At 64.5% G+C, this 19,651-nt stretch carries 15 protein-coding genes; 11 read left to right on the forward strand and 4 right to left on the reverse strand.

Annotation, left to right across the window (positions count from 1 at the left end; translation table 11 throughout):
- Positions 1–50: 50 nt before the first annotated feature.
- The 10 genes from mtnA to rarD all read left to right on the forward strand — a co-directional run bounded on the left by mtnA (position 51) and on the right by rarD (position 14,439).
- A complete protein-coding gene (mtnA, locus tag AC1ZV1_RS09135) occupies positions 51–1,127 on the forward strand; it encodes an S-methyl-5-thioribose-1-phosphate isomerase (RefSeq protein ID WP_484296426.1) in 1,077 nt (358 codons plus the stop codon).
- A gap of 233 nt (positions 1,128–1,360) precedes the next feature.
- Entirely contained in the window at positions 1,361–4,141 is a 2,781-nt protein-coding gene (gyrA, locus tag AC1ZV1_RS09140) for a DNA gyrase subunit A (protein WP_484296427.1), read from the forward strand.
- Between the two features lie 14 nt (positions 4,142–4,155).
- The gene (gene serC, locus AC1ZV1_RS09145) at positions 4,156–5,241 is read left to right on the forward strand and encodes a 3-phosphoserine/phosphohydroxythreonine transaminase (RefSeq protein ID WP_484296428.1); all 1,086 of its coding nucleotides are present in this window, start codon (positions 4,156–4,158) and stop codon (positions 5,239–5,241) included.
- On the forward strand, positions 5,241–6,338 hold the full coding sequence (gene pheA / locus AC1ZV1_RS09150; protein WP_484296429.1) for a prephenate dehydratase: 1,098 nt from the start codon (positions 5,241–5,243) through the stop codon (positions 6,336–6,338). The genes serC and pheA overlap by 1 nt, the downstream gene beginning before the upstream one ends.
- An 87-nt stretch (positions 6,339–6,425) precedes the next feature.
- Complete coding sequence (gene hisC / locus AC1ZV1_RS09155) at positions 6,426–7,538, forward strand: histidinol-phosphate transaminase (protein ID WP_484296430.1); 1,113 nt, start codon at positions 6,426–6,428, stop codon at positions 7,536–7,538.
- Positions 7,531–9,756: a bifunctional prephenate dehydrogenase/3-phosphoshikimate 1-carboxyvinyltransferase gene (locus tag AC1ZV1_RS09160; RefSeq protein ID WP_484296431.1), complete on the forward strand. Its 2,226-nt coding sequence runs from the start codon at positions 7,531–7,533 to the stop codon at positions 9,754–9,756. Before hisC ends, AC1ZV1_RS09160 begins: the two co-directional genes overlap by 8 nt.
- Entirely contained in the window at positions 9,756–10,445 is a 690-nt protein-coding gene (gene cmk / locus AC1ZV1_RS09165) for a (d)CMP kinase (RefSeq protein WP_484296432.1), read from the forward strand. The genes AC1ZV1_RS09160 and cmk overlap by 1 nt, the downstream gene beginning before the upstream one ends.
- A 408-nt stretch (positions 10,446–10,853) precedes the next feature.
- Positions 10,854–12,536 carry a 30S ribosomal protein S1 gene (rpsA, locus tag AC1ZV1_RS09170; RefSeq protein WP_045210085.1) on the forward strand — a complete coding sequence of 561 codons (1,683 nt, stop codon included), beginning with the start codon at positions 10,854–10,856 and terminating at the stop codon, positions 12,534–12,536.
- 140 nt (positions 12,537–12,676) lie between these two features.
- A complete protein-coding gene (locus AC1ZV1_RS09175; RefSeq protein ID WP_484296433.1) occupies positions 12,677–13,546 on the forward strand; it encodes a carboxylate/amino acid/amine transporter in 870 nt (289 codons plus the stop codon).
- Positions 13,543–14,439, forward strand: a complete 897-nt coding sequence (gene rarD, locus AC1ZV1_RS09180) for an EamA family transporter RarD (protein ID WP_448679834.1) — start codon at positions 13,543–13,545, stop codon at positions 14,437–14,439. The genes AC1ZV1_RS09175 and rarD overlap by 4 nt, the downstream gene beginning before the upstream one ends.
- A 49-nt stretch (positions 14,440–14,488) precedes the next feature.
- On the opposite strand, the gene AC1ZV1_RS09185 is transcribed toward rarD, so the two are convergent.
- The 3 genes from AC1ZV1_RS09185 to AC1ZV1_RS09195 all read right to left on the reverse strand — a co-directional run bounded on the left by AC1ZV1_RS09185 (position 14,489) and on the right by AC1ZV1_RS09195 (position 16,387).
- Positions 14,489–15,094, reverse strand: a complete 606-nt coding sequence (locus tag AC1ZV1_RS09185; protein ID WP_484296434.1) for a C40 family peptidase — start codon at positions 15,092–15,094, stop codon at positions 14,489–14,491.
- 343 nt (positions 15,095–15,437) lie between these two features.
- Positions 15,438–15,845: an NUDIX hydrolase gene (locus AC1ZV1_RS09190; protein WP_484296435.1), complete on the reverse strand. Its 408-nt coding sequence runs from the start codon at positions 15,843–15,845 to the stop codon at positions 15,438–15,440.
- A complete protein-coding gene (locus tag AC1ZV1_RS09195) occupies positions 15,842–16,387 on the reverse strand; it encodes a dihydrofolate reductase family protein (protein ID WP_484296436.1) in 546 nt (181 codons plus the stop codon). Before AC1ZV1_RS09195 ends, AC1ZV1_RS09190 begins: the two co-directional genes overlap by 4 nt.
- Before the next feature lie 170 nt (positions 16,388–16,557).
- Between AC1ZV1_RS09195 and AC1ZV1_RS09200 the strand changes: the two genes are divergently transcribed.
- Positions 16,558–17,895: a DEAD/DEAH box helicase gene (locus AC1ZV1_RS09200; protein WP_484297530.1), complete on the forward strand. Its 1,338-nt coding sequence runs from the start codon at positions 16,558–16,560 to the stop codon at positions 17,893–17,895.
- 59 nt (positions 17,896–17,954) lie between these two features.
- Here the strand turns inward: AC1ZV1_RS09200 and AC1ZV1_RS09205 are convergent, their stop codons facing one another.
- Positions 17,955–19,619 carry an MFS transporter gene (locus tag AC1ZV1_RS09205; protein ID WP_484296437.1) on the reverse strand — a complete coding sequence of 555 codons (1,665 nt, stop codon included), beginning with the start codon at positions 19,617–19,619 and terminating at the stop codon, positions 17,955–17,957.
- Positions 19,620–19,651 lie beyond the last annotated feature (32 nt).

Raw genomic sequence — 19,651 nt, forward strand, 5'->3', positions numbered from 1 at the left:
TCCGTGGTGCCTGAGCGGCCCGCGATTCCAATCGAATGAAGAGGTGTTCCATGCGTGAGCGACTGTTGGCGGCCGAACGGGTCACGGCCATTGATTGGCGCAAGGGCACACTCCGTCTGCTGGACCAGCGCGCGCTGCCGCTGGAGGAAACCTGGCTGTCCTATGAGTCCGCCGAAGGCGTAGCCGACGCCATCCGCCAGATGGTCGTGCGCGGCGCGCCGGCCATCGGCATCGCCGCCGCCTACGGCCTGGTGCTGGGCCTGCGTGCTCGTTTGGCTGCCGGTGGCGACTGGCGCACGGCGCTGGAAGACGACTTCACCGTGCTGGCCGAGTCGCGTCCGACCGCGGTCAACCTGTTCTGGGCGCTGAACCGCATGCGCGACCGCCTGGAACGCCTGAAGCCGGGCGAGGACCCGCTGCCGCTGCTGGAAGCCGAGGCCGTGGCGATCCACGAAAGCGACCGCGAGGCAAACCTGACCATGGCCCAGCTGGGCGTGGATCTGATCCGCAAGCACCACGGCGGCCCGCAGAAGATCCTCACCCACTGCAATACCGGCGCCCTGGCCACCGGCGGCTTCGGCACCGCGCTGGGCGTGCTGCGTGCGGCGCACCTGGAGGGCCTGATCGAGCGGGTCTATGCCGACGAGACTCGCCCCTGGCTGCAGGGCGCCCGCCTGACCGCCTGGGAGCTGGCCAACGAAGGCGTTCCGGTCACGCTGAACGTGGATGCCGCCGCCGCGCACCTGATGAAGACCGAAAGCATCACCTGGGTCATCGTCGGCGCCGACCGCATCACCGCCAATGGCGACGTCGCGAACAAGATCGGTACCTACCAGTTGGCAGTCACCGCGATGCACCACGGCGTGCGCTTCATGGTGGTGGCGCCCAGTTCGACCATCGACATGGGGTTGGAAAGCGGCGAGGACATCCCGATCGAAGAGCGCGATGGTCGCGAACTTCTGGAAATCGGTGGCAAACGTGTGGCCGCTGACGTCGAAGCCTTCAATCCGGTGTTCGATGTGACGCCGGCCGACCTGATTGATGCGATCGTGACCGAACGCGGCGTGGTCGAACGCCCGGACGCGGAGCGGATGGCCCAGCTGATGAGCCGCAAGCGCCTGCACTGACGGGGGCTGCGGCAATTCATCGAGGGGCGTGGCCGAGGGTAGGGTTTGACCCTGGCTTGTGGTAAGCTCCGACGGTTCTTGATGGGGCATTTTTTCGGCCCCCACAGCATCGCGGATCAACGGCCAAGTCGTTGATTTGTAGAGAGTCGGTGGCGCTTTGATGGCGCACCGCGCTCCGCCGGGCTCAGGACGGGCTTGGCGGAGTCCCATTTGAAAAAGGAACCAGGCTTCTCATGGGCGAACTGGCCAAAGAAATCCTCCCGGTCAACATCGAAGACGAACTCCGACAGTCCTACCTCGATTACGCCATGAGCGTGATCGTCGGTCGTGCCCTGCCCGATGCCCGCGACGGCTTGAAGCCCGTGCATCGCCGCGTCCTGTACGCCATGAGCGAACTGGGCAACGACTGGAACAAGCCCTACAAGAAGTCCGCACGTGTGGTCGGCGACGTGATCGGTAAGTACCACCCGCACGGCGACACCGCGGTGTACGACACCATCGTCCGCATGGCCCAGCCCTTCTCGCTGCGCTACATGCTGGTCGACGGCCAGGGCAACTTCGGATCGGTGGACGGCGACAACGCCGCGGCCATGCGATACACCGAAGTGCGCATGGCCAAGCTCGCCCATGAGCTGCTGGCGGACCTGGACAAGGAAACCGTCGACTGGGTGCCCAACTACGACGGCACCGAGCAGATCCCGGCGGTCATGCCGACCAAGATCCCGAACCTGCTGGTCAACGGTTCCAGCGGTATCGCCGTGGGCATGGCGACCAACATCCCGCCGCACAACCTCACCGAGGTGATCGACGGCTGCCTGGCGCTGATGGACAACCCCGAGCTGTCCATCGACGACCTGATGAACTACATCCCCGGCCCGGACTTCCCGACCGCGGGCATCATCAACGGCCGTGCGGGCATCATCGAGGCCTATCGCACCGGCCGTGGCCGCGTCTATATCCGTGCTCGCGCCACCATCGAGGATATGGAGAAGGGTGGCAACCGCCAGCAGATCATCATCACCGAGCTGCCCTACCAGCTGAACAAGGCCCGCCTGATCGAGAAGATCGCCGAGCTGGTGAAAGAGAAGAAGATCGAAGGTATTACCGAGCTGCGCGACGAGTCCGACAAGGACGGCATGCGCGTGGTCATCGAGTTGCGCCGCGGTGAAGTGGGCGAGGTGGTGCTGAACAACCTCTACGCGCAGACCCAGCTGCAGAGCGTCTTCGGCATCAACGTGGTGGCCCTGGTCGACGGCCAGCCGCGCACGATGAACCTCAAGGACATGCTCGAGGTGTTCATTCGTCACCGCCGTGAAGTGGTGACCCGCCGGACCGTCTACGAGCTGCGCAAGGCCCGCGAGCGCGGCCACATCCTCGAAGGCCAGGCCGTCGCACTGTCGAACATCGACCCGGTGATCGAGCTGATCAAGACGTCGCCGACCCCGGCCGAAGCCAAGGAGCGCCTCATCGCCACCGGCTGGGAATCCAGCGCCGTGGAAGCCATGGTCGAGCGCGCCGGCGCCGATGCCTGCCGTCCGGAAGACCTGGACCCGCAATACGGCCTGCGTGACGGCAAGTACTTCCTGTCGCCGGAGCAGGCCCAGGCCATCCTGGAACTGCGCCTGCACCGCCTGACCGGCCTGGAGCACGAGAAGCTCCTGTCCGAGTACCAGGAAATCCTCACCCTGATCGGCGAGCTGATCCGCATCCTGACCAGCCCCGAGCGCCTGATGGAAGTCATCCGCGAGGAGCTGGAGAAGGTCAAGGCCGAGTTCGGCGATGCCCGTCGCACCGAGATCGTCGCGTCGCAGATGGACCTGACCATCGCCGACCTGATCACCGAAGAAGAGCGCGTGGTGACCATCTCCCACGGCGGCTACGCCAAGTCCCAGCCGCTGGCCGCCTACGAGGCCCAGCGTCGCGGTGGCAAGGGCAAGTCCGCCAGTGGCGTGAAGGACGAGGACTACATCGAACACCTGCTGGTCGCCAACAGCCACGCCACCCTGTTGCTGTTCTCCAGCAAGGGCAAGGTTTACTGGCTGCGCACCTTCGAGATTCCGGAAGCCTCGCGCACCGCCCGTGGCCGTCCGCTGGTGAACCTGCTGCCGCTGGACGAAGGCGAGCGCATCACCGCGATGCTGCAGATCGACCTGGAAGCCGTGCGTGCCCAGTTCGCCGGTGACGATGGCGATGACGACGACGTGGTCGCCGAGCAGGTCGCCGAAGTGGTGGAGGTCGAAGAGGGCGAGGAAGGCGACGACGCCGACTTCAGCCAGGACGAGCCGACTGGCGCGTACATCTTCATGGCCACCATGAAGGGCACCGTGAAGAAGACCCCGCTGATCCAGTTCACCAAGCCGCGCTCCAATGGCCTGATTGCCCTGAAGCTGGAAGAGGGCGACTCGCTGATCGCCGCCGCCATCACCGACGGTTCGAAGGACGTGATGATGTTCTCCAACGCCGGCAAGGTGATCCGCTTCAAGGAAAGCAAGGTACGCATCATGGGTCGTAACGCCCGTGGTGTACGCGGCATGCGCCTGGCCGACGACCAGCGCATCATATCCATGCTGATCCCCGAGTGCCGCGAAGCGCAGATCCTCACCGCTTCCGAGCGCGGTTACGGCAAGCGCACCCCGCTGGCCGACTACCCGCGCCGCGGTCGCGGTGGCCAGGGCGTGATCGCCATGGTGATCAACGAGCGTAACGGCAACCTGGTGGGAGCCGTGCAGGTGCTGGACGGCGAGGAAATCATGCTGATTTCCGACCAGGGCACCCTGGTGCGTACCCGTGTCGACGAAGTCCGCGGCGCCGGTCGTAACACCCAGGGCGTGATCCTCATCAAGCTGGCCGCCGACGAGACCGTCGTGGGCTTGGAGCGGGTGCAGGAGCCGACCGTGGTGGAAGGTGAAGACGACGTCATCGACGGTGAGATCGTCGAGGGTGAAGTGTCGCAAGAGAACCCAGAAGCAGGCGAAGCTGCGGCTGAAGAAGCCCCGCAGGCCAGCGAAGACTGATAGCGAGAGTGGATGTGAGCAAGCGAGCCTTTAACTTCTGCGCCGGTCCCGCGGCGCTTCCCACCGAGGTGCTGGAGCGCGCCCGCGCCGAGCTGCTGGATTGGCAAGGCAAGGGCCTGTCGGTCATGGAGATGAGCCACCGTAGCGACGACTACGTGGCCATCGCCGAGAAGGCCGAGCAGGATCTGCGCGACCTGATGGGCGTGCCCTCGAACTACAAGGTGCTGTTCCTGCAGGGCGGCGCCAGCCAGCAGTTCGCCGAGATCCCGCTGAACCTGCTGCCCGAAGACGGCGTGGCGGACTACGTGGAAACCGGCATCTGGTCGAAGAAGGCCATCGAGGAAGCTCGTCGCTACGGCAACGTCAACGTGGTTGCCAGCGCATCCCGATACGACTACTTCGCCATTCCCGGGCAGAACGAGTGGAACCTGTCCAAGGACGCCGCCTACCTGCACTACGCGTCCAACGAGACCATCGGCGGCCTGGAGTTCGACTGGATTCCGGAAGTCGGTGACGTCCCGCTGGTGGTCGACATGTCCTCGGACATCCTCTCCCGCCCGACCGACGTGTCGAAGTTCGGCCTGATCTACGCCGGCGCGCAGAAGAACATCGGCCCGTCCGGCCTGGTCGTTGTCATCGTTCGCGAAGACCTGCTGGGCCGCGCCCGCAGCATCTGCCCGACCATGCTCAACTACAAGGTCGCCGCCGACAACGGCTCCATGTACAACACGCCGGCTACCTACTCCTGGTACCTCTCCGGCCTGGTCTTCGAGTGGCTGAAGGAGCAGGGCGGCGTCGACGCCATGGAGCAGCGCAACCGCGCCAAGAAGGACATGCTGTACGGCTTCATCGACAGCAGCGACTTCTACACCAACCCGATCCAGCCCAGCGCCCGCTCCTGGATGAACGTGCCGTTCCGCCTGGCCGACGAGAAGCTCGACAAGGCCTTCCTCGAAGGCGCCGATGCGCGCGGCCTGCTCAACCTCAAGGGCCACCGTTCGGTGGGCGGCATGCGCGCCTCCATCTATAACGCGCTGGGCCTGGACGCCATCGAAGCCCTGGTCGGCTACATGGCCGAGTTCGAGAAGGAGCACGGCTGATGAGCGACGCTGACCAGCTCAAGGCGCTGCGCGTACGCATCGACAGCCTCGACGAGAAGATCCTCGAGCTGATCAGCGAACGTGCCCGCTGCGCTACTGACGTGGCGCGCGTGAAGATGGCGGCCCTGCCCGAAGGCGAGAAGCCGGTGTTCTACCGGCCCGAGCGCGAGGCGTGGGTGCTCAAGCACATCATGGAGCTGAACAAGGGCCCGCTGGACAACGAGGAAGTCGCTCGTCTGTTCCGCGAGATCATGTCCTCGTGCCTCGCTCTGGAGCAGCCGCTGAAAGTGGCCTACCTCGGCCCGGAAGGCACCTTCACCCAGGCGGCGGCGCTCAAGCACTTCGGCCACGCGGTGATCAGCACCCCGATGGCGGCTATCGACGAAGTGTTCCGCGAAGTCGCCGCCGGCGCGGTGAACTTCGGCGTGGTGCCGGTGGAAAACTCCACCGAGGGCGCGGTCAACCACACCCTCGACAGTTTCCTTGAACACGACCTGGTGATCTGCGGCGAGGTGGAGCTGCGCATCCACCACCACCTGCTGGTGGGCGAGAACACCAAGACCAGCAACATTACTCGCATCTACTCCCACGCCCAGTCCCTGGCCCAGTGCCGCAAGTGGCTGGATGCGCATTACCCGAACGTCGAGCGCGTAGCGGTTTCGAGCAACGCCGATGCTGCCAAGCGGGTGAAGAGCGAGTGGAATAGCGCGGCGATTGCCGGTGACATGGCTGCGAGCCTGTATGGCCTGGACAAGCTGCACGAGAAGATCGAGGACCGCCCGGACAACTCCACGCGCTTCCTCATGATCGGCAACCAGGAAGTGCCGCCGACCGGCGACGACAAGACCTCCATCATCGTCTCCATGCGCAACAAGCCGGGTGCTCTGCATGAGCTGCTGGTGCCGTTCCACAACAACGGCATCGACCTGACCCGCATCGAGACCCGTCCGTCGCGCAGCGGCAAGTGGACCTACGTGTTCTTCATCGACTTCGTCGGCCACCACAAGGACCCGCTGATCAAGGATGTCCTGGAAAAGATCAACAGCGAAGCCGTTGCCCTGAAGGTGCTGGGCTCGTACCCCAAAGCGGTTCTCTGAACCGATAGCCGCAAGCCAGGGCCGCAAGCTGCCGACACGTCGGTAGACGGTTGATGGCTTGCGGCCCATAGCTTGAGGCTTTTAGCGATGTCGTGTGATTTCCTTGCCCTGGCCCAGCCGGGCGTGCAGAAGCTTTCCCCCTACGTGCCAGGCAAGCCGGTCGATGAACTGGCCCGCGAGCTGAAACTCGACCCCGACAGCATCGTCAAGCTGGCCAGCAACGAGAACCCGCTGGGCCCGAGCCCGAAGGTCATCGAAGCGCTCGCGCTGGCGATGCTGGAGTTGACTCGTTACCCCGATGGCAATGGCTTCGAACTCAAGAGCCGCCTGGCGGCCCGCTGCAGCGTCGATATCGCGCAGGTCACCCTGGGCAACGGCTCCAACGACATCCTTGACCTGGTGGCCCGCTCTTACCTCGCGCCCGGCTTGAATGCGGTGTTCAGCCAGTACGCCTTCGCCGTCTACCCGATCTCCACCCAGGCCGTCGGCGCCCAGGGCAAGGTCGTCCCGGCGAAAGACTGGGGCCATGACCTGGAAGCCATGCTGGCGGCCATCGATGCCGACACCCGCGTGGTCTTCATCGCCAACCCGAACAACCCCACCGGCACGTGGTTCGGCCCGGACGCGCTGGAGCGCTTCCTGTCGCAGGTTCCGGAGAACGTTCTGGTGGTGCTCGACGAGGCCTATATCGAGTACGCCGAGGGCGAAGAACTGCCGGACGGCCTGAAGTACCTGGCCCGCTATCCGAACCTGCTGGTCTCGCGCACCTTCTCCAAGGCTTATGGCCTGGCGTCGCTGCGCGTCGGCTACGCGATCTCCTCGGCGCAGGTCGCCGACGTGCTCAATCGCGTACGCCAGCCGTTCAACGTCAACAGTCTGGCCCTGACTGCGGCCTGCGCTGCGCTGGACGATGCCGAGTACCTGGCTGAAGGCAAGGAGATCAATGATGAAGGCATGGCACAGTTGGAACAGGGTTTCACCGAGCTGGGGCTAGAGTGGATTCCCTCCAAAGGCAACTTCATCGCCGTGGACCTCAAGCGCGATGCCGGCCCGGTCTACCAGGCCCTGCTCGCCGAAGGCGTGATCGTCCGCCCGGTGGGCGGCTACGGCATGCCGCAGCACCTGCGCATTTCCATCGGCCTGCCGGCCGAGAACGCCCGCTTCCTCGACGCGCTGGCCAAGGTGCTCGCCCGTGCCTGATGTCCAGCCGCACAAGCTGCGTCGCCTGGTGGTAGTGGGGCTCGGCCTGATCGGCGGTTCCTTCGCCAGGGGTATCCGCGAGAAGGGCCTGTTCGAGGAAGTGGTCGGCATCGACCGGGACCCGCAGACCCGCCGCCTCGCAGTGGAGCTCGGCGTGGTCGACCGCTGCGAGGAGCGACTCGCTGTCGGTTGCCGCGACGCCGACGTGATCCAGCTCGCGGTTCCGATCCTGGCCATGGAGAAGGTCCTCGGCGAACTGGCCACCTTTGACATCGGCGACGCGATTCTCACCGACGTGGGCAGCGCCAAGGGCAATGTGGTGCGTGCGGCAAAGGCGGTGTTCGGTGGCATGCCGGCGCGCTTCGTCCCCGGCCATCCCATCGCCGGTTCCGAGCAGAGCGGAGTGGAAGCGGCCAACGCGAAACTGTTCCGCCGTCATAAAGTCATCCTCACGCCACTGGATAATGCCGACGCAGACGCGATCCAGTGCGTCGAGAGCCTCTGGCGCGAGTTGGGAGCGGACGTCGAGCAGATGGCCGTCGAACACCACGACGAAGTCCTTGCTGCCACCAGCCACCTGCCGCACCTGCTGGCTTTCACGCTGGTCGACTCGCTGGCCAAACGCAGCGAGAATCTGGAAATCTTCCGCTATGCCGCTGGTGGCTTCCGCGATTTCACGCGGATCGCCGGCAGCGATCCGGTGATGTGGCACGACATCTTCCTCGCCAATCGCGAGGCAGTCCTGCGCATCCTCGACGTATTCCGTGACGACCTCGATGATCTGCGCGAGGCCGTCGACAAGGGGGACGGGCAACAACTGATGGGCGTCTTCACCCGCGCCCGCGTTGCCCGCGAGCATTTCAGCAAAATCCTGGCCCGCCGGGCCTATGTGGACGCCATGCACAACAATGACCTGATTTTCCTGGCCCAGCCGGGTGGCCGCCTCTCCGGACGTGTTCGCGTACCGGGCGACAAGTCCATTTCCCACCGCTCGATCATGCTCGGCTCGCTGGCCGAAGGCACGACCGAGGTGCAAGGCTTCCTCGAGGGTGAAGACGCCCTTGCCACTATCCAGGCGTTCCGCGACATGGGCGTGGTCATCGAAGGCCCGCACCACGGCCGCGTGACCGTTCACGGTGTCGGCCTGCATGGCCTGAAGACTCCGCCCGGTCCGATCTACCTGGGTAACTCCGGCACCTCGATGCGCCTGCTCAGCGGCCTGCTCGCCGCCCAGCCGTTCGATACCACCCTGACCGGTGACGCCTCGCTGTCCAAGCGGCCGATGAACCGCGTCGCCAAACCGCTGCGCGAAATGGGCGCAGTGATCGAGACCGGTCCTGAAGGTCGCCCGCCGCTGACCATCCGTGGTGGCCAGAAGCTGACCGGCATGCATTACGACATGCCGATGGCCAGCGCCCAGGTGAAGTCCTGCCTGCTGCTCGCCGGCCTGTACGCCGTGGGTGAAACCTCCACCACCGAGCCGGCTCCGACCCGCGACCATACCGAGCGCATGCTGCGCGGCTTTGGCTATCCGGTCGACGTCGAAGGCGCCACCGCCCGCGTCGAGTCCGGCCACAAGCTCACTGCCACCTCCATCGAAGTCCCGGCCGACATTTCCTCGGCTGCCTTCTTCCTGGTCGCCGCGAGCATCGCCGAAGGTTCCGACCTGACCCTGGAGCACGTCGGCATCAACCCGACGCGTACCGGCGTCATCGATATCCTCAAGTTGATGGGCGCCGATATCACCCTGGAAAACCAGCGTGAGGTGGGCGGCGAGCCGGTTGCGGACATCCGCGTGCGTTCCGCCAAGCTGAAGGGTATCGATATTCCTGAAGACCTGGTGCCGCTGGCCATCGACGAATTCCCGGTGCTCTTCGTCGCTGCCGCCAACGCGCAAGGCCGCACCGTCCTGCGCGGCGCGGAAGAGCTGCGGGTGAAGGAATCCGACCGCATCCAGGTCATGGCCGACGGCCTGCTGGCCCTGGGCGTTAAGTGCGAGCCGACCCCGGACGGCATCATCATCGACGGCGGCAGCTACGGCGGCGGCGAAGTCTGGAGCCACGGCGATCACCGTATTGCCATGTCCTTCAGCGTGGCCTCCCTGCGCGCCGGCGCGCCGATCCGCATCCACGACTGCGCCAATGTCGCGACTTCCTTCCCGAACTTCCTCGGGCTGGCGTCCGGCGCGGGCATCCGCGTCGCCGAGGAGAAGAACTGATGAACGGCGAATGGCCGGTCCTCGCTATCGACGGCCCCAGCGGCTCGGGCAAGGGCACCGTCGCCGGCCTGCTGGCCAAGCGCCTGGGCTGGAACCTGCTGGATTCCGGTGCGCTGTACCGCCTGCTGGCGTTCGCCGCCGGTAATCACGGGATCGACCTGACCAACGAGGAAGCCCTCAAGGTCCTGGCCGCCCACCTGGACGTGCAGTTCACCCACGCCAAGGGCGGGCAGGGCCAGCACATCATCCTCGAAGGCGAAGACGTCACCGACACCATCCGCACCGAGCAGGTCGGCGCCGGCGCCTCGCAGGTCGCCGCGCTGCCGGCGGTCCGCGATGCGCTGCTGCAACGCCAGCGCGCCTTCCTCGAAGCGCCTGGCCTGGTGGCCGACGGTCGGGACATGGGCACCGTGGTCTTCCCCGGCGCCCCGCTGAAAATCTTCCTCACCGCGTCCGCCGAGGAGCGCGCCCGTCGACGCTACCTGCAACTGAAGAACAAGGGTATCGACAGCGACCAGGCGCAGCTCGCCGAGGAAATCAGCGCCCGGGACGAGCGTGACAGCCAGCGCGCTGTCGCTCCGCTGAAGCCGGCCGAGGGCGCCATTCTGGTCGATTCCACCTCGATGAGCATCGATGAAGTGGTGGAGCGCATCCTCGCCGAGGTTTCGCGCCTGGGCCTGGCTGACTAACCGATCGGCGGACGAAAATCCCCGGCCGTGCCGGGGATTTTTCTTTTCGGGTAGGGATGCCTGAGGGCAGCTCCGCAGGAAGGAACTGACGGGCGGCACTCCGAGACGTCGGCGCTGGGCGAAAATAGAACAATGAGGTTGGCGTCGCGAAGAGCATTGGGAGCCAGGACCGCGGATTGACGCAACCCGCATCCGTTGCTACCATTCCAGACCTTGTATCGGGAGGGTTTCGCCCATATTGAGCGAAGCGTTCCCTTAAAATCTGAATGTGGAGCATCCGTTTCGGCGGGTGCAACAGGGGGCCGGCAGGATACCAGTCTTGATCCTGCTGGCTTCTTTTTCATCACTTGACCGTGTTCGCTGGTGGCGCGGAATCGGGCTTACAAGCCTTTGACTACAGGTATAGACATGAGCGAAAGCTTCGCAGAACTCTTTGAAGAAAGTCTGAAATCCCTCGACATGCAGCCGGGTGCAATCATCACCGGCATCGTGGTCGACATCGATGGTGACTGGGTCACCGTCCATGCCGGTCTGAAATCCGAGGGCGTCATCCCGGTCGAGCAGTTCTACAACGAACAGGGCGAGCTGACCATCAATGTGGGTGACGAAGTCCACGTTGCGCTGGACGCGGTAGAAGATGGCTTTGGTGAAACCAAGCTGTCCCGCGAAAAAGCCAAGCGTGCCGAGAGCTGGATCGTTCTGGAAGCTGCTTTCTCTGCCGACGAAGTGGTCAAAGGCGTCATCAACGGCAAGGTCAAGGGTGGCTTCACCGTTGACGTCAACGGCATCCGCGCGTTCCTGCCGGGTTCGCTGGTCGACGTGCGTCCGGTGCGTGATACCACTCACCTGGAAGGCAAAGAGCTCGAGTTCAAGGTCATCAAGCTGGACCAGAAGCGCAACAACGTTGTCGTTTCCCGCCGCAGCGTGCTGGAAGCCGAGAACAGCGCCGAGCGCGAAGCTCTGCTGGAATCCCTGCAGGAAGGCCAGCAGGTCAAAGGTATCGTCAAGAACCTCACCGACTACGGTGCGTTCGTTGACCTGGGCGGCGTCGATGGTCTGCTGCACATCACCGACATGGCCTGGAAGCGTATCAAGCATCCGTCGGAAATCGTCAACGTTGGCGACGAGATCGATGTCAAGGTTCTGAAGTTCGACCGCGAGCGCAACCGCGTATCCCTGGGCCTGAAGCAACTGGGCGAAGACCCATGGGTTGCCATCAAAGCCCGTTACCCGGAAGGCACCCGTGTTACCGCACGCGTCACCAACCTCACCGACTACGGCTGCTTCGCCGAGCTGGAAGAGGGCGTGGAAGGCCTGGTACACGTCTCCGAAATGGACTGGACCAACAAGAACATCCACCCGTCGAAAGTCGTTCAGGTTGGCGACGAAGTGGAAGTTCAGGTTCTGGACATCGACGAAGAGCGTCGTCGTATCTCCCTGGGCATCAAGCAGTGCAAGTCCAACCCGTGGGAAGACTTCTCTGGCCGCTTCAACAAGGGCGACAAGATCTCCGGCACCATCAAGTCGATCACCGATTTCGGTATCTTCATCGGCCTGGAAGGCGGCATCGACGGTCTGGTTCACCTGTCCGACATCTCCTGGAACGAAGTTGGCGAAGAAGCCGTTCGCCGCTTCAAGAAGGGCGACGAGCTGGAAACCGTCATCCTCTCCGTTGATCCGGAGCGTGAGCGCATCTCCCTGGGCATCAAGCAGCTGGAAGACGATCCGTTCTCCAACTACGCCTCGCTCAACGAGAAGGGCACCATCGTTCGCGGTACCGTGAAGGAAGTTGACGCCAAAGGCGCTGTCATCAGCCTGGGCGGCGAAATCGAAGGCGTTCTGAAAGCCTCCGAAATCAGCCGTGACCGCGTTGAAGATGCTCGCAACGTTCTGAAAGAAGGCGAAGAAGTCGAAGCCAAGATCATCAGCATCGACCGCAAGAGCCGCGTCATCTCCCTCTCCATCAAGTCGAAAGACGTTGATGACGAGAAAGATGCGATGAAAGAACTGCGTCACAAGCAAGACGTAGAAGCTACTGGTCCGACCACCATCGGTGATCTGATCCGTGCTCAGATGGAGAACCAGGGCTAATCCCTGATTCACCATCCAAGGAAAAGGGCGACTTCGGTCGCCCTTTTTCGTTTCTGCCCTTCGCAGGGCGCGGGCGCGCAGTGCTTTCTCTAGGCTGAGACTGGCGCTATGTTGCCTGCCCCGTTCCGGTCGCCTTTTCCATGCCATACCTGCTTTTCGTCACCGTCCTCTGGGCGTTCTCCTTCAGCCTGATCGGCGAATACCTCGCCGGGCAGGTCGACAGCTATTTCGCCGTGCTGACCCGTGTGGTGCTGGCCGGCCTGGTGTTCCTGCCGCTGACGCGCTGGCGCGGCGTCAATCCGCGCTTCATCGCTGGTGTGATGCTGGCGGGCGCGCTTCAGTTCGGTATTACCTACGTCTGCCTCTACCAGAGCTTCCGCGTGCTGACGGTGCCGGAAGTGCTGCTGTTTACCGTACTGACGCCGCTGCATGTGGCGCTCATCGACGACGCGCTGAACCGTCGCTTCAACGCCTGGGCGCTGCTGGCGGCTGCCGTGGCAGTGCTGGGCGCCGGGATCATCCGTTATGACGGCGTCAGCGGCGACTACGTCCAGGGCTTCCTGCTGCTGCAACTGGCCAACGCGACCTTCGCGGCCGGGCAGGTGTTCTACAAGCATCTGGTGCAGCGCTATCCCTCGGACATCCCGCAATACCGTCGTTTCGGCTACTTCTTCGTCGGCGCCCTGCTGATCGCGCTGCCGGGCTGGCTGCTGTTCGGCAATCCGCAAAAGCTGCCGACCACCGACCTGCAGTGGGGGGTACTGGTGTGGATGGGCCTGCTGGCCACCGCGCTGGGGCAGTTCTGGTGGAACAAGGGCGGCACGCTGGTGGATGCCGGCACCCTGGCGGTGATGAACAATCTGCACGTGCCGGTAGGCCTGCTGATCAACCTGTTGATCTGGAACGAGGCCGCTGACCTGCCGCGCCTGGCCTTGGGCGGTGCGGTGATCGTCGCGTCGCTGGGCGTCAACCGCTTCGGCGTGCGCCGTCAGAAGGAGCGCCTCGCATGAACATCTCCGGGCGTGGCGTAGCGCTGTCCCTGGCGTCTTCCGTGCTGTTCGTGACCTTGCCGGGCTACATCCATTCGCTGGAGCCGCTGACCAGCATCCAGGTGATCGCGCACCGGGTGGTCTGGTCGATTCCCATGGTCCTGCTGCTGGTGCTGTTCACCCGCCAGGGCGGCGTGCTGCGCGACGCTGGCCGGCGCCTGTTGCGCGAGCCGTGGCTGCTAGCGTGTTTCCCGCTGACAGCGGCGATGATGCTGATCCAGTGGGGCGTGTTCATCTGGGCGCCCATGGTCGGGCGCACGCTGGAGCTGTCGCTGGGCTACTTCCTGTTGCCGCTGACCATGGTGCTGTGCGGCCGGGTGTTTTACGGCGAGCGCCTGACCACGCTGCAGGCCATCGCCGTTGCCTTCGCGCTGGCGGGCGTGCTGCACGAGCTATGGCTGACTCGCGCGTTCTCCTGGTTCACCCTGATCACCGCGCTGGGCTATCCGCCGTACTTCATGCTGCGCCGCAAGATGGCGGTGGATTCGCTGTCGGGCTTCGTCTTCGAGATGATCGTGCTGCTGCCGTTCGCCCTCGCGACCCTGTGGATAACCGATAGCGGCAAGGTGCTGGAGGAGGTACCGCGCCTGTGGGCGCTGCTGCCGCTGCTGGGATTGATCAGCGCGCTGGCGTTCGGCGCCATGATGGCGGCCAGCCGGCTGCTGCCGATGGGGCTGTTCGGGATTCTGAGCTACGTCGAGCCGGTGCTGCTGTTCGCCATCGCCGTGCTGTTCCTGGGCGAGGCGTTCAACCCGGCGCAGATCTGGACCTATGGGCCGATCTGGATCGCCGTGCTACTGACCGGTTGGGATAGCGCGCGACTCCTGCGTCGTCAGGCGCGTCGCGGCCTGTAAGCGAAGGGCGAGAGGGAAGCGCTCTCCCGCCAGGGGAGAGCGCTGGTGATCAGTCGAAGCGGCGACCGGTATCAGCCTTGGCCAGGGTTTCCGGGAGGATGCGGCGGGCGGCGGTGTAGTGCTTCTTCCAGTAGTCGCCACTGAGGTCGGAGACGCGGACCTTCTGGCCGCGGCGCGGCGCGTGGACGAACTGGTTGTCACCGACGTAGATGCCGACGTGGTCGACATTGCGGCGGTTGTGGATGCGGAAGAACACCAGGTCGCCGGGCTGCAGGTCGCCACGGTCGACTTTCGAATTGCCGCGCATGCTGAACATCTGCTGCGCAGTACGCGGCAGATCGACTTCGTCGACGTTCTGGAACACATAGTTCACCAGGCCGCTGCAATCGAAGCCGCGCTTGGGTGACGTGCCGCCCCAGCGGTAAGGCGTGCCGATCATGCTGTAGGCACGCTGAGTAACCTGATGCGCCTCGCTCTTGGTCGGTTTGACCGTCTTGGCGTTGAAGGTCAGCAGGGCACTGCCCTGGACCGGGACACGCAGATCAACCGGGGCCGGGTGATAGGTGCGCGTGATCTTGGAGGAGGCGGTAGCCTCGGTGGCGACCAAGAAAGTCGCCAAGCCTATGGAAAGGCATGTCAAAAGGGTACTTCGCATTCGGCATGTCTTCTTGCTGGTTGATATCGCCCAGACTCCGCTGGATCGCCATTGTTGTCGGCGTGGTTTCCTTTGGTCCGCTCAAAAATTCCACGCATTCTGAACGAGTTTTCATGACAGTTCGTACCGTTTGTCGATTCCGCCGTTGCTCTTGTGACTCTCCGGACTTTGCGTGACATGTGCCCGGACTGTCTGGTCATGGCCTGACCTTATAGCCCAAAGCCCTATAAACCGGGTGTTTCAGGTGAGCGAAAGCACGCCGCCGGCTTGCTGGCCCGCCGCCAGTTACTTAAGGCTTCTTAAGGAAAAACCCGACGAAATGCAGGTATTTGAGCTGAACGAGTCAGCCCAGATAGGCAAGCAGAGCGGGAAGCACCTGCTCGCGCAGCAGCGGGGCGAGGTTGTGTGGGTAATCACCCGTGGGAACCAGCCAGGCGAGCTCTTCGAGTTCGGCGGCCGGCTGGACGGCGTGGGGCAGGGTAGCGATGAAGACCTGCGCATCCACGCGCATGTCCGGCTCGTTGGCGGCGTTGGCCTGGAAGTGGCCGAGCGGGGTCAGGGCGGAACTCTCAAGATGCAGGTCGAGCTCTTCACCCAGCTCGCGCAGCAGCGCCTGGACGGACGTCTCGCCGGGTTCGTGCTTGCCCCCGGGCAGCATGAAGGCCTGGGTGCCCCGCTTTCGCACCAGCAGCAGGCGCCCGGCGTCATCGAGCAGGCAGGCGGCGGCGATACGGATGATGGCGAGGGTCATGGCGAGGGCGTTTCCTTCAGAACCTGGTAGCGCATCTGCACGATGCCGCTGGGGAAGCTGCGCTGCTCCAGCAGCTGCAGGCGTTGCTCGAGGCCGATGCTGAACAGGGGAATACCGGCGCCGAGCAGGTGCGGAATGATGCTGACGATCACCTCGTCGAGCAACCCTCCGGCGAGGAAATTACCCGCCAGACTGCCGCCGCCCACCAGCCAGATACGCTCGCAGCCGCGCGCCTCCAGCGAGGCCAGGGCGTCCACTGGCGTGTAGTGCTCCAGTTCCACTTGTGGCGCGGCCCTGGGCAGATGGTTGGAGCGGGTCATGACCAGCGCGGGTTTGTCCGGGTAGGGCCATTCGCCTTGCTTCAGGCAGAACAGGTAGGTGGCGCGGCCCATGAGAAGTCCGTCGATGCTGGCGTAGAAGGCGTTGTAGCCGTGGTCGTCGGTTTCGCCGCCGTAGCCTTCGAGCCAGTCCACGCTGCCGTCGGGTCGAGCGATGTAGCCGTCGAGGCTGGCGGCCACGTAATAAATGAGAGTCGATGGCACCTGTATTCTCCTTTTTGTCAGGCCCATCAAAGCATGGCATCGCCTTTCGCCGGGCGTCGGTACGTTTGTCGGGTTATTGACGCGGAGGGCCTGCACAGGCTTCGCCGGCAATATTTCCAGCACGCCGGCTCGGCAAACATTAAGCTATGCAGCTATTTGGTCTTTACGTGATATCGAGGTCTGCCTTGTTCTCCCAATTCGCCCTCCACGAACGTCTGCTCAAGGCGCTCGATTCGTTGTCCTTCACCGAGCCGACCCCGGTTCAGGCTGCGGCCATTCCGAAGGCCCTGGAGGGGCGCGACCTGCGGGTGACAGCGCAGACCGGCAGCGGCAAGACCGCGGCCTTCGTGCTGCCGCTGCTGCATCGCCTGCTCGCCGAGGAGAAGCCCAAGAGCGGCGCTCGCGCGCTGATCCTGCTGCCGACCCGCGAGTTGGCCCAGCAGACCCTGAAGGAAGTGGAGCGCTTCGCCCAGTTCACCTACATCAAGGCCTGCCTGATCACCGGCGGCGAAGACTTCAAGGTGCAGGGCGCGCGCCTGCGCAAGAACCCGGAAATCATCATCGGCACCCCGGGCCGCCTGAACGAGCAGTTCAACGCCGGCAACCTGCCGCTGGGGGACGTGGAAGTGCTGATCCTCGACGAAGCCGACCGCATGCTCGACATGGGGTTCTCCGAGGATGTGCTCAAGCTCGCCGCACAGTGTCCGGCGGAGCGCCAGACCCTGTTGTTCTCCGCTACCAGCGGCAGCGGTCTGCACGAGATGGTCGAGAAGGTCCTGCGCGAGCCGGAGAACCTGCAGCTCAACCGTGTCAGCGAGCTGAACGAGGATGTGAGCCAGCAGGTGATCCTGACCGACGACGTCGGTCACAAGGAAGCTCTGCTGCAGTGGCTGCTGAGCAATGAGACCTATGAGAAGGCCATCGTCTTCACCAACACCCGCGTGGCTGCCGACCGCCTGACCGGTCGCCTGGTCGCCGCCGGCCACAAGGTCTTCGTGCTGCACGGCGAGAAGGACCAGAAGGACCGCAAGCTGGCCATCGAGCGCCTGAAGCAGGGCGCGGTGAAGATCCTCGTCGCCACCGACGTGGCTGCCCGTGGCCTGGACGTCGACGGTCTGGACCTGGTGATCAACTTCGACATTCCGCGCCGTGGCGACGAGTACGTGCACCGCATCGGCCGCACCGGTCGCGCGGGCGCCGCCGGTACCGCGATCTCGCTGGTGGGCCACGGCGACTGGAACCTGATGTCGAGCATCGAGCGTTACCTCAAGCTGCGCTTCGAGCTGCGTACCATCAAGGAGCTGAAGGGCACCTACAAGGGGCCGAAGAAGGTCAAGGCGTCGGGCAAGGCAGCCGGCACCAAGAAGAAAAAGGACGATGCGAAGAAGTCCGGCAGCAAGGCACCGGCGAAGAAGAAGTCCGTTGCCAAGCCGAAATCCGGCCCGTCGAAGGTCGTGAGCCAGGACGGCCTGGCGCCGCTCAAGCGCAAGAAGCCGGCGGCGCAATAAGCCGTCCGTGTCACCCGAAACGCCTCCCCTGACCGGGAGGCGTTTTTGTTTGTCCGTCGCTAGCCCAGCGTCTCCGGCGGCGCCTCGTAGCTGCCCGACTCGTAGCTGACGCCGTGGCGGATCACGGGCGGTGCATCGCCAGCATGCAGGCTGGTGACGTTGTCGATGATCGTCTTGTCCTCAAGAGTGAGGCGGTCGAGCATGCGCAGGTGGCCGATCCAGTTGTCCACCAGGAACAGTTCCTGCCAGATTTCCGGGTTGCTCACGTCGCGGTACAGCGCCCAGCGTTCCGCGCCATTGCGCAGGCGCAGGCGACGCAGTGGCTTGGCCGCGCGGACGAAGTCGCGGGTGCGCTCGGCGGGAATCCGGTACTCGATGGACACCAGCACCGAGCCACGCTCGGGGTTGAATACGAAGGTCGGCTGGCCCGGCACGCCGCCCGGCGCTCGGGCGATGCTGTCGGAATTCAATTCCGGTAGGCGCGAGTTGTACAGCAGCGCCACCGAGACCAGCAGCAGGCAACCGGCGGCGATCAGTGCACCTTGCACACCCATGGTCTCGGCGAAGTGGCCCCAGAGGAACGAGCCCGCTGCCAGGCCGCCATAGATTGCGGTCTGGTACAGCGCCAGGGCGCGCGCCTTGACCCAGTCGGGCACGAGGATCTGCACCGCGGAGTTGTAGGTGGCCACGGCGGCGATCCAGCAGGCGCCGCCGAGCACCAGCGCGGGGAAGATCACCCAGAGGTTGTCGACCCAGCCCAGGATGAGCATGACCACCGCGAGCGTGGCGGCGGCGAAGCTGATCAGCCGGCTGCTGCCGAGCCATTGCCGCGCCTTGCTCACCATGGTGCTGGCGACGATGGCGCCCAGGCCCAGGGCGCCGAGCATGTAGCCGTAGACCGAGGCGCTGCCGTCCGGGTTGCGGTGCGCCAGCAGCGGCAGCAGCGCCCAGACGGCGCTGGCGGAGAGACCGAACACCGCCGAGCGCAGCATCACCAGGCGAGTGACGCTGGAATACTGGGTGAAGCGCAGCGCGGCGATCACGCCTTCGAAGATGTGCTCCGGGGGCAACGTGCGCTTGGGCACGTCGCGGCGCCATTGCCAGATCGCCCAGATCAGCGAGGCGTAGCAGATGCAGTTGAACAGGAAAACCCAGGAGGCCCCGGTGGCCGACAGCAGCAGGCCGCCGATGGCCGGACCGACGGCGCGGGCGACGTTGTAGTTGACGCTGTTGAGCAGCACCGCGTCGCCGAGCATGCGCGGCGGTACCTGCTCGTTCACCGCCGCCTGCCAGGCGGGGATGGTGATCGAGCTGCCCAGCGACAGCCAGAGGATCGACACGATCAGCATCAGCGGGTCGAGGTAGCCCATGAACGCCAGCACCGTCACCAGCGCGGCGCCTGAGAGCTCTACCGTCAGGCCGACCAGCATGATCTTGCGGCGGTCGTGGTTGTCCGCCAGTACGCCGGACATGATCGACAGCAACACCAGTGGTAGCGCCGAGGCGACCTGGATCATCGCCACCATCAGCGGGCTGGCGTGGGCCTCGGTGACCACCCAGGCGGCGGCGACCGATTGCGCCCAGGTGCCCAGGTTGGCGAACAGGTTGCAGATCCAGATGATGCGGAACGCAGCGATGCTGAAGGGGGCGAGGACGCCGCTACGAGGTTCGGCTGGATCGGGCTTGAGGGGGAGGTCTTGCTTGGGTGAAACGGACTGCAGCATGGGGACGCCCTTATTTCGAGTGGCCGGCACGC

The sequence above is a fragment of the Pseudomonas sp. BB438 genome (assembly GCF_057180225.1).

Coding starts and splice junctions, on each gene's coding strand:
- mtnA (WP_484296426.1), top strand. CDS start 51: ATGCGTGAGCGACTGTTGGCGGCCGAACGGGTCACGGCCATTGATTGG.
- gyrA (WP_484296427.1), top strand. CDS start 1,361: ATGGGCGAACTGGCCAAAGAAATCCTCCCGGTCAACATCGAAGACGAA.
- pheA (WP_484296429.1), top strand. CDS start 5,241: ATGAGCGACGCTGACCAGCTCAAGGCGCTGCGCGTACGCATCGACAGC.
- hisC (WP_484296430.1), top strand. CDS start 6,426: ATGTCGTGTGATTTCCTTGCCCTGGCCCAGCCGGGCGTGCAGAAGCTT.
- cmk (WP_484296432.1), top strand. CDS start 9,756: ATGAACGGCGAATGGCCGGTCCTCGCTATCGACGGCCCCAGCGGCTCG.
- rpsA (WP_045210085.1), top strand. CDS start 10,854: ATGAGCGAAAGCTTCGCAGAACTCTTTGAAGAAAGTCTGAAATCCCTC.
- AC1ZV1_RS09175 (WP_484296433.1), top strand. CDS start 12,677: ATGCCATACCTGCTTTTCGTCACCGTCCTCTGGGCGTTCTCCTTCAGC.
- rarD (WP_448679834.1), top strand. CDS start 13,543: ATGAACATCTCCGGGCGTGGCGTAGCGCTGTCCCTGGCGTCTTCCGTG.
- AC1ZV1_RS09185 (WP_484296434.1), bottom strand. CDS start 15,094: ATGCGAAGTACCCTTTTGACATGCCTTTCCATAGGCTTGGCGACTTTC.
- AC1ZV1_RS09190 (WP_484296435.1), bottom strand. CDS start 15,845: ATGACCCTCGCCATCATCCGTATCGCCGCCGCCTGCCTGCTCGATGAC.
- AC1ZV1_RS09205 (WP_484296437.1), bottom strand. CDS start 19,619: ATGCTGCAGTCCGTTTCACCCAAGCAAGACCTCCCCCTCAAGCCCGAT.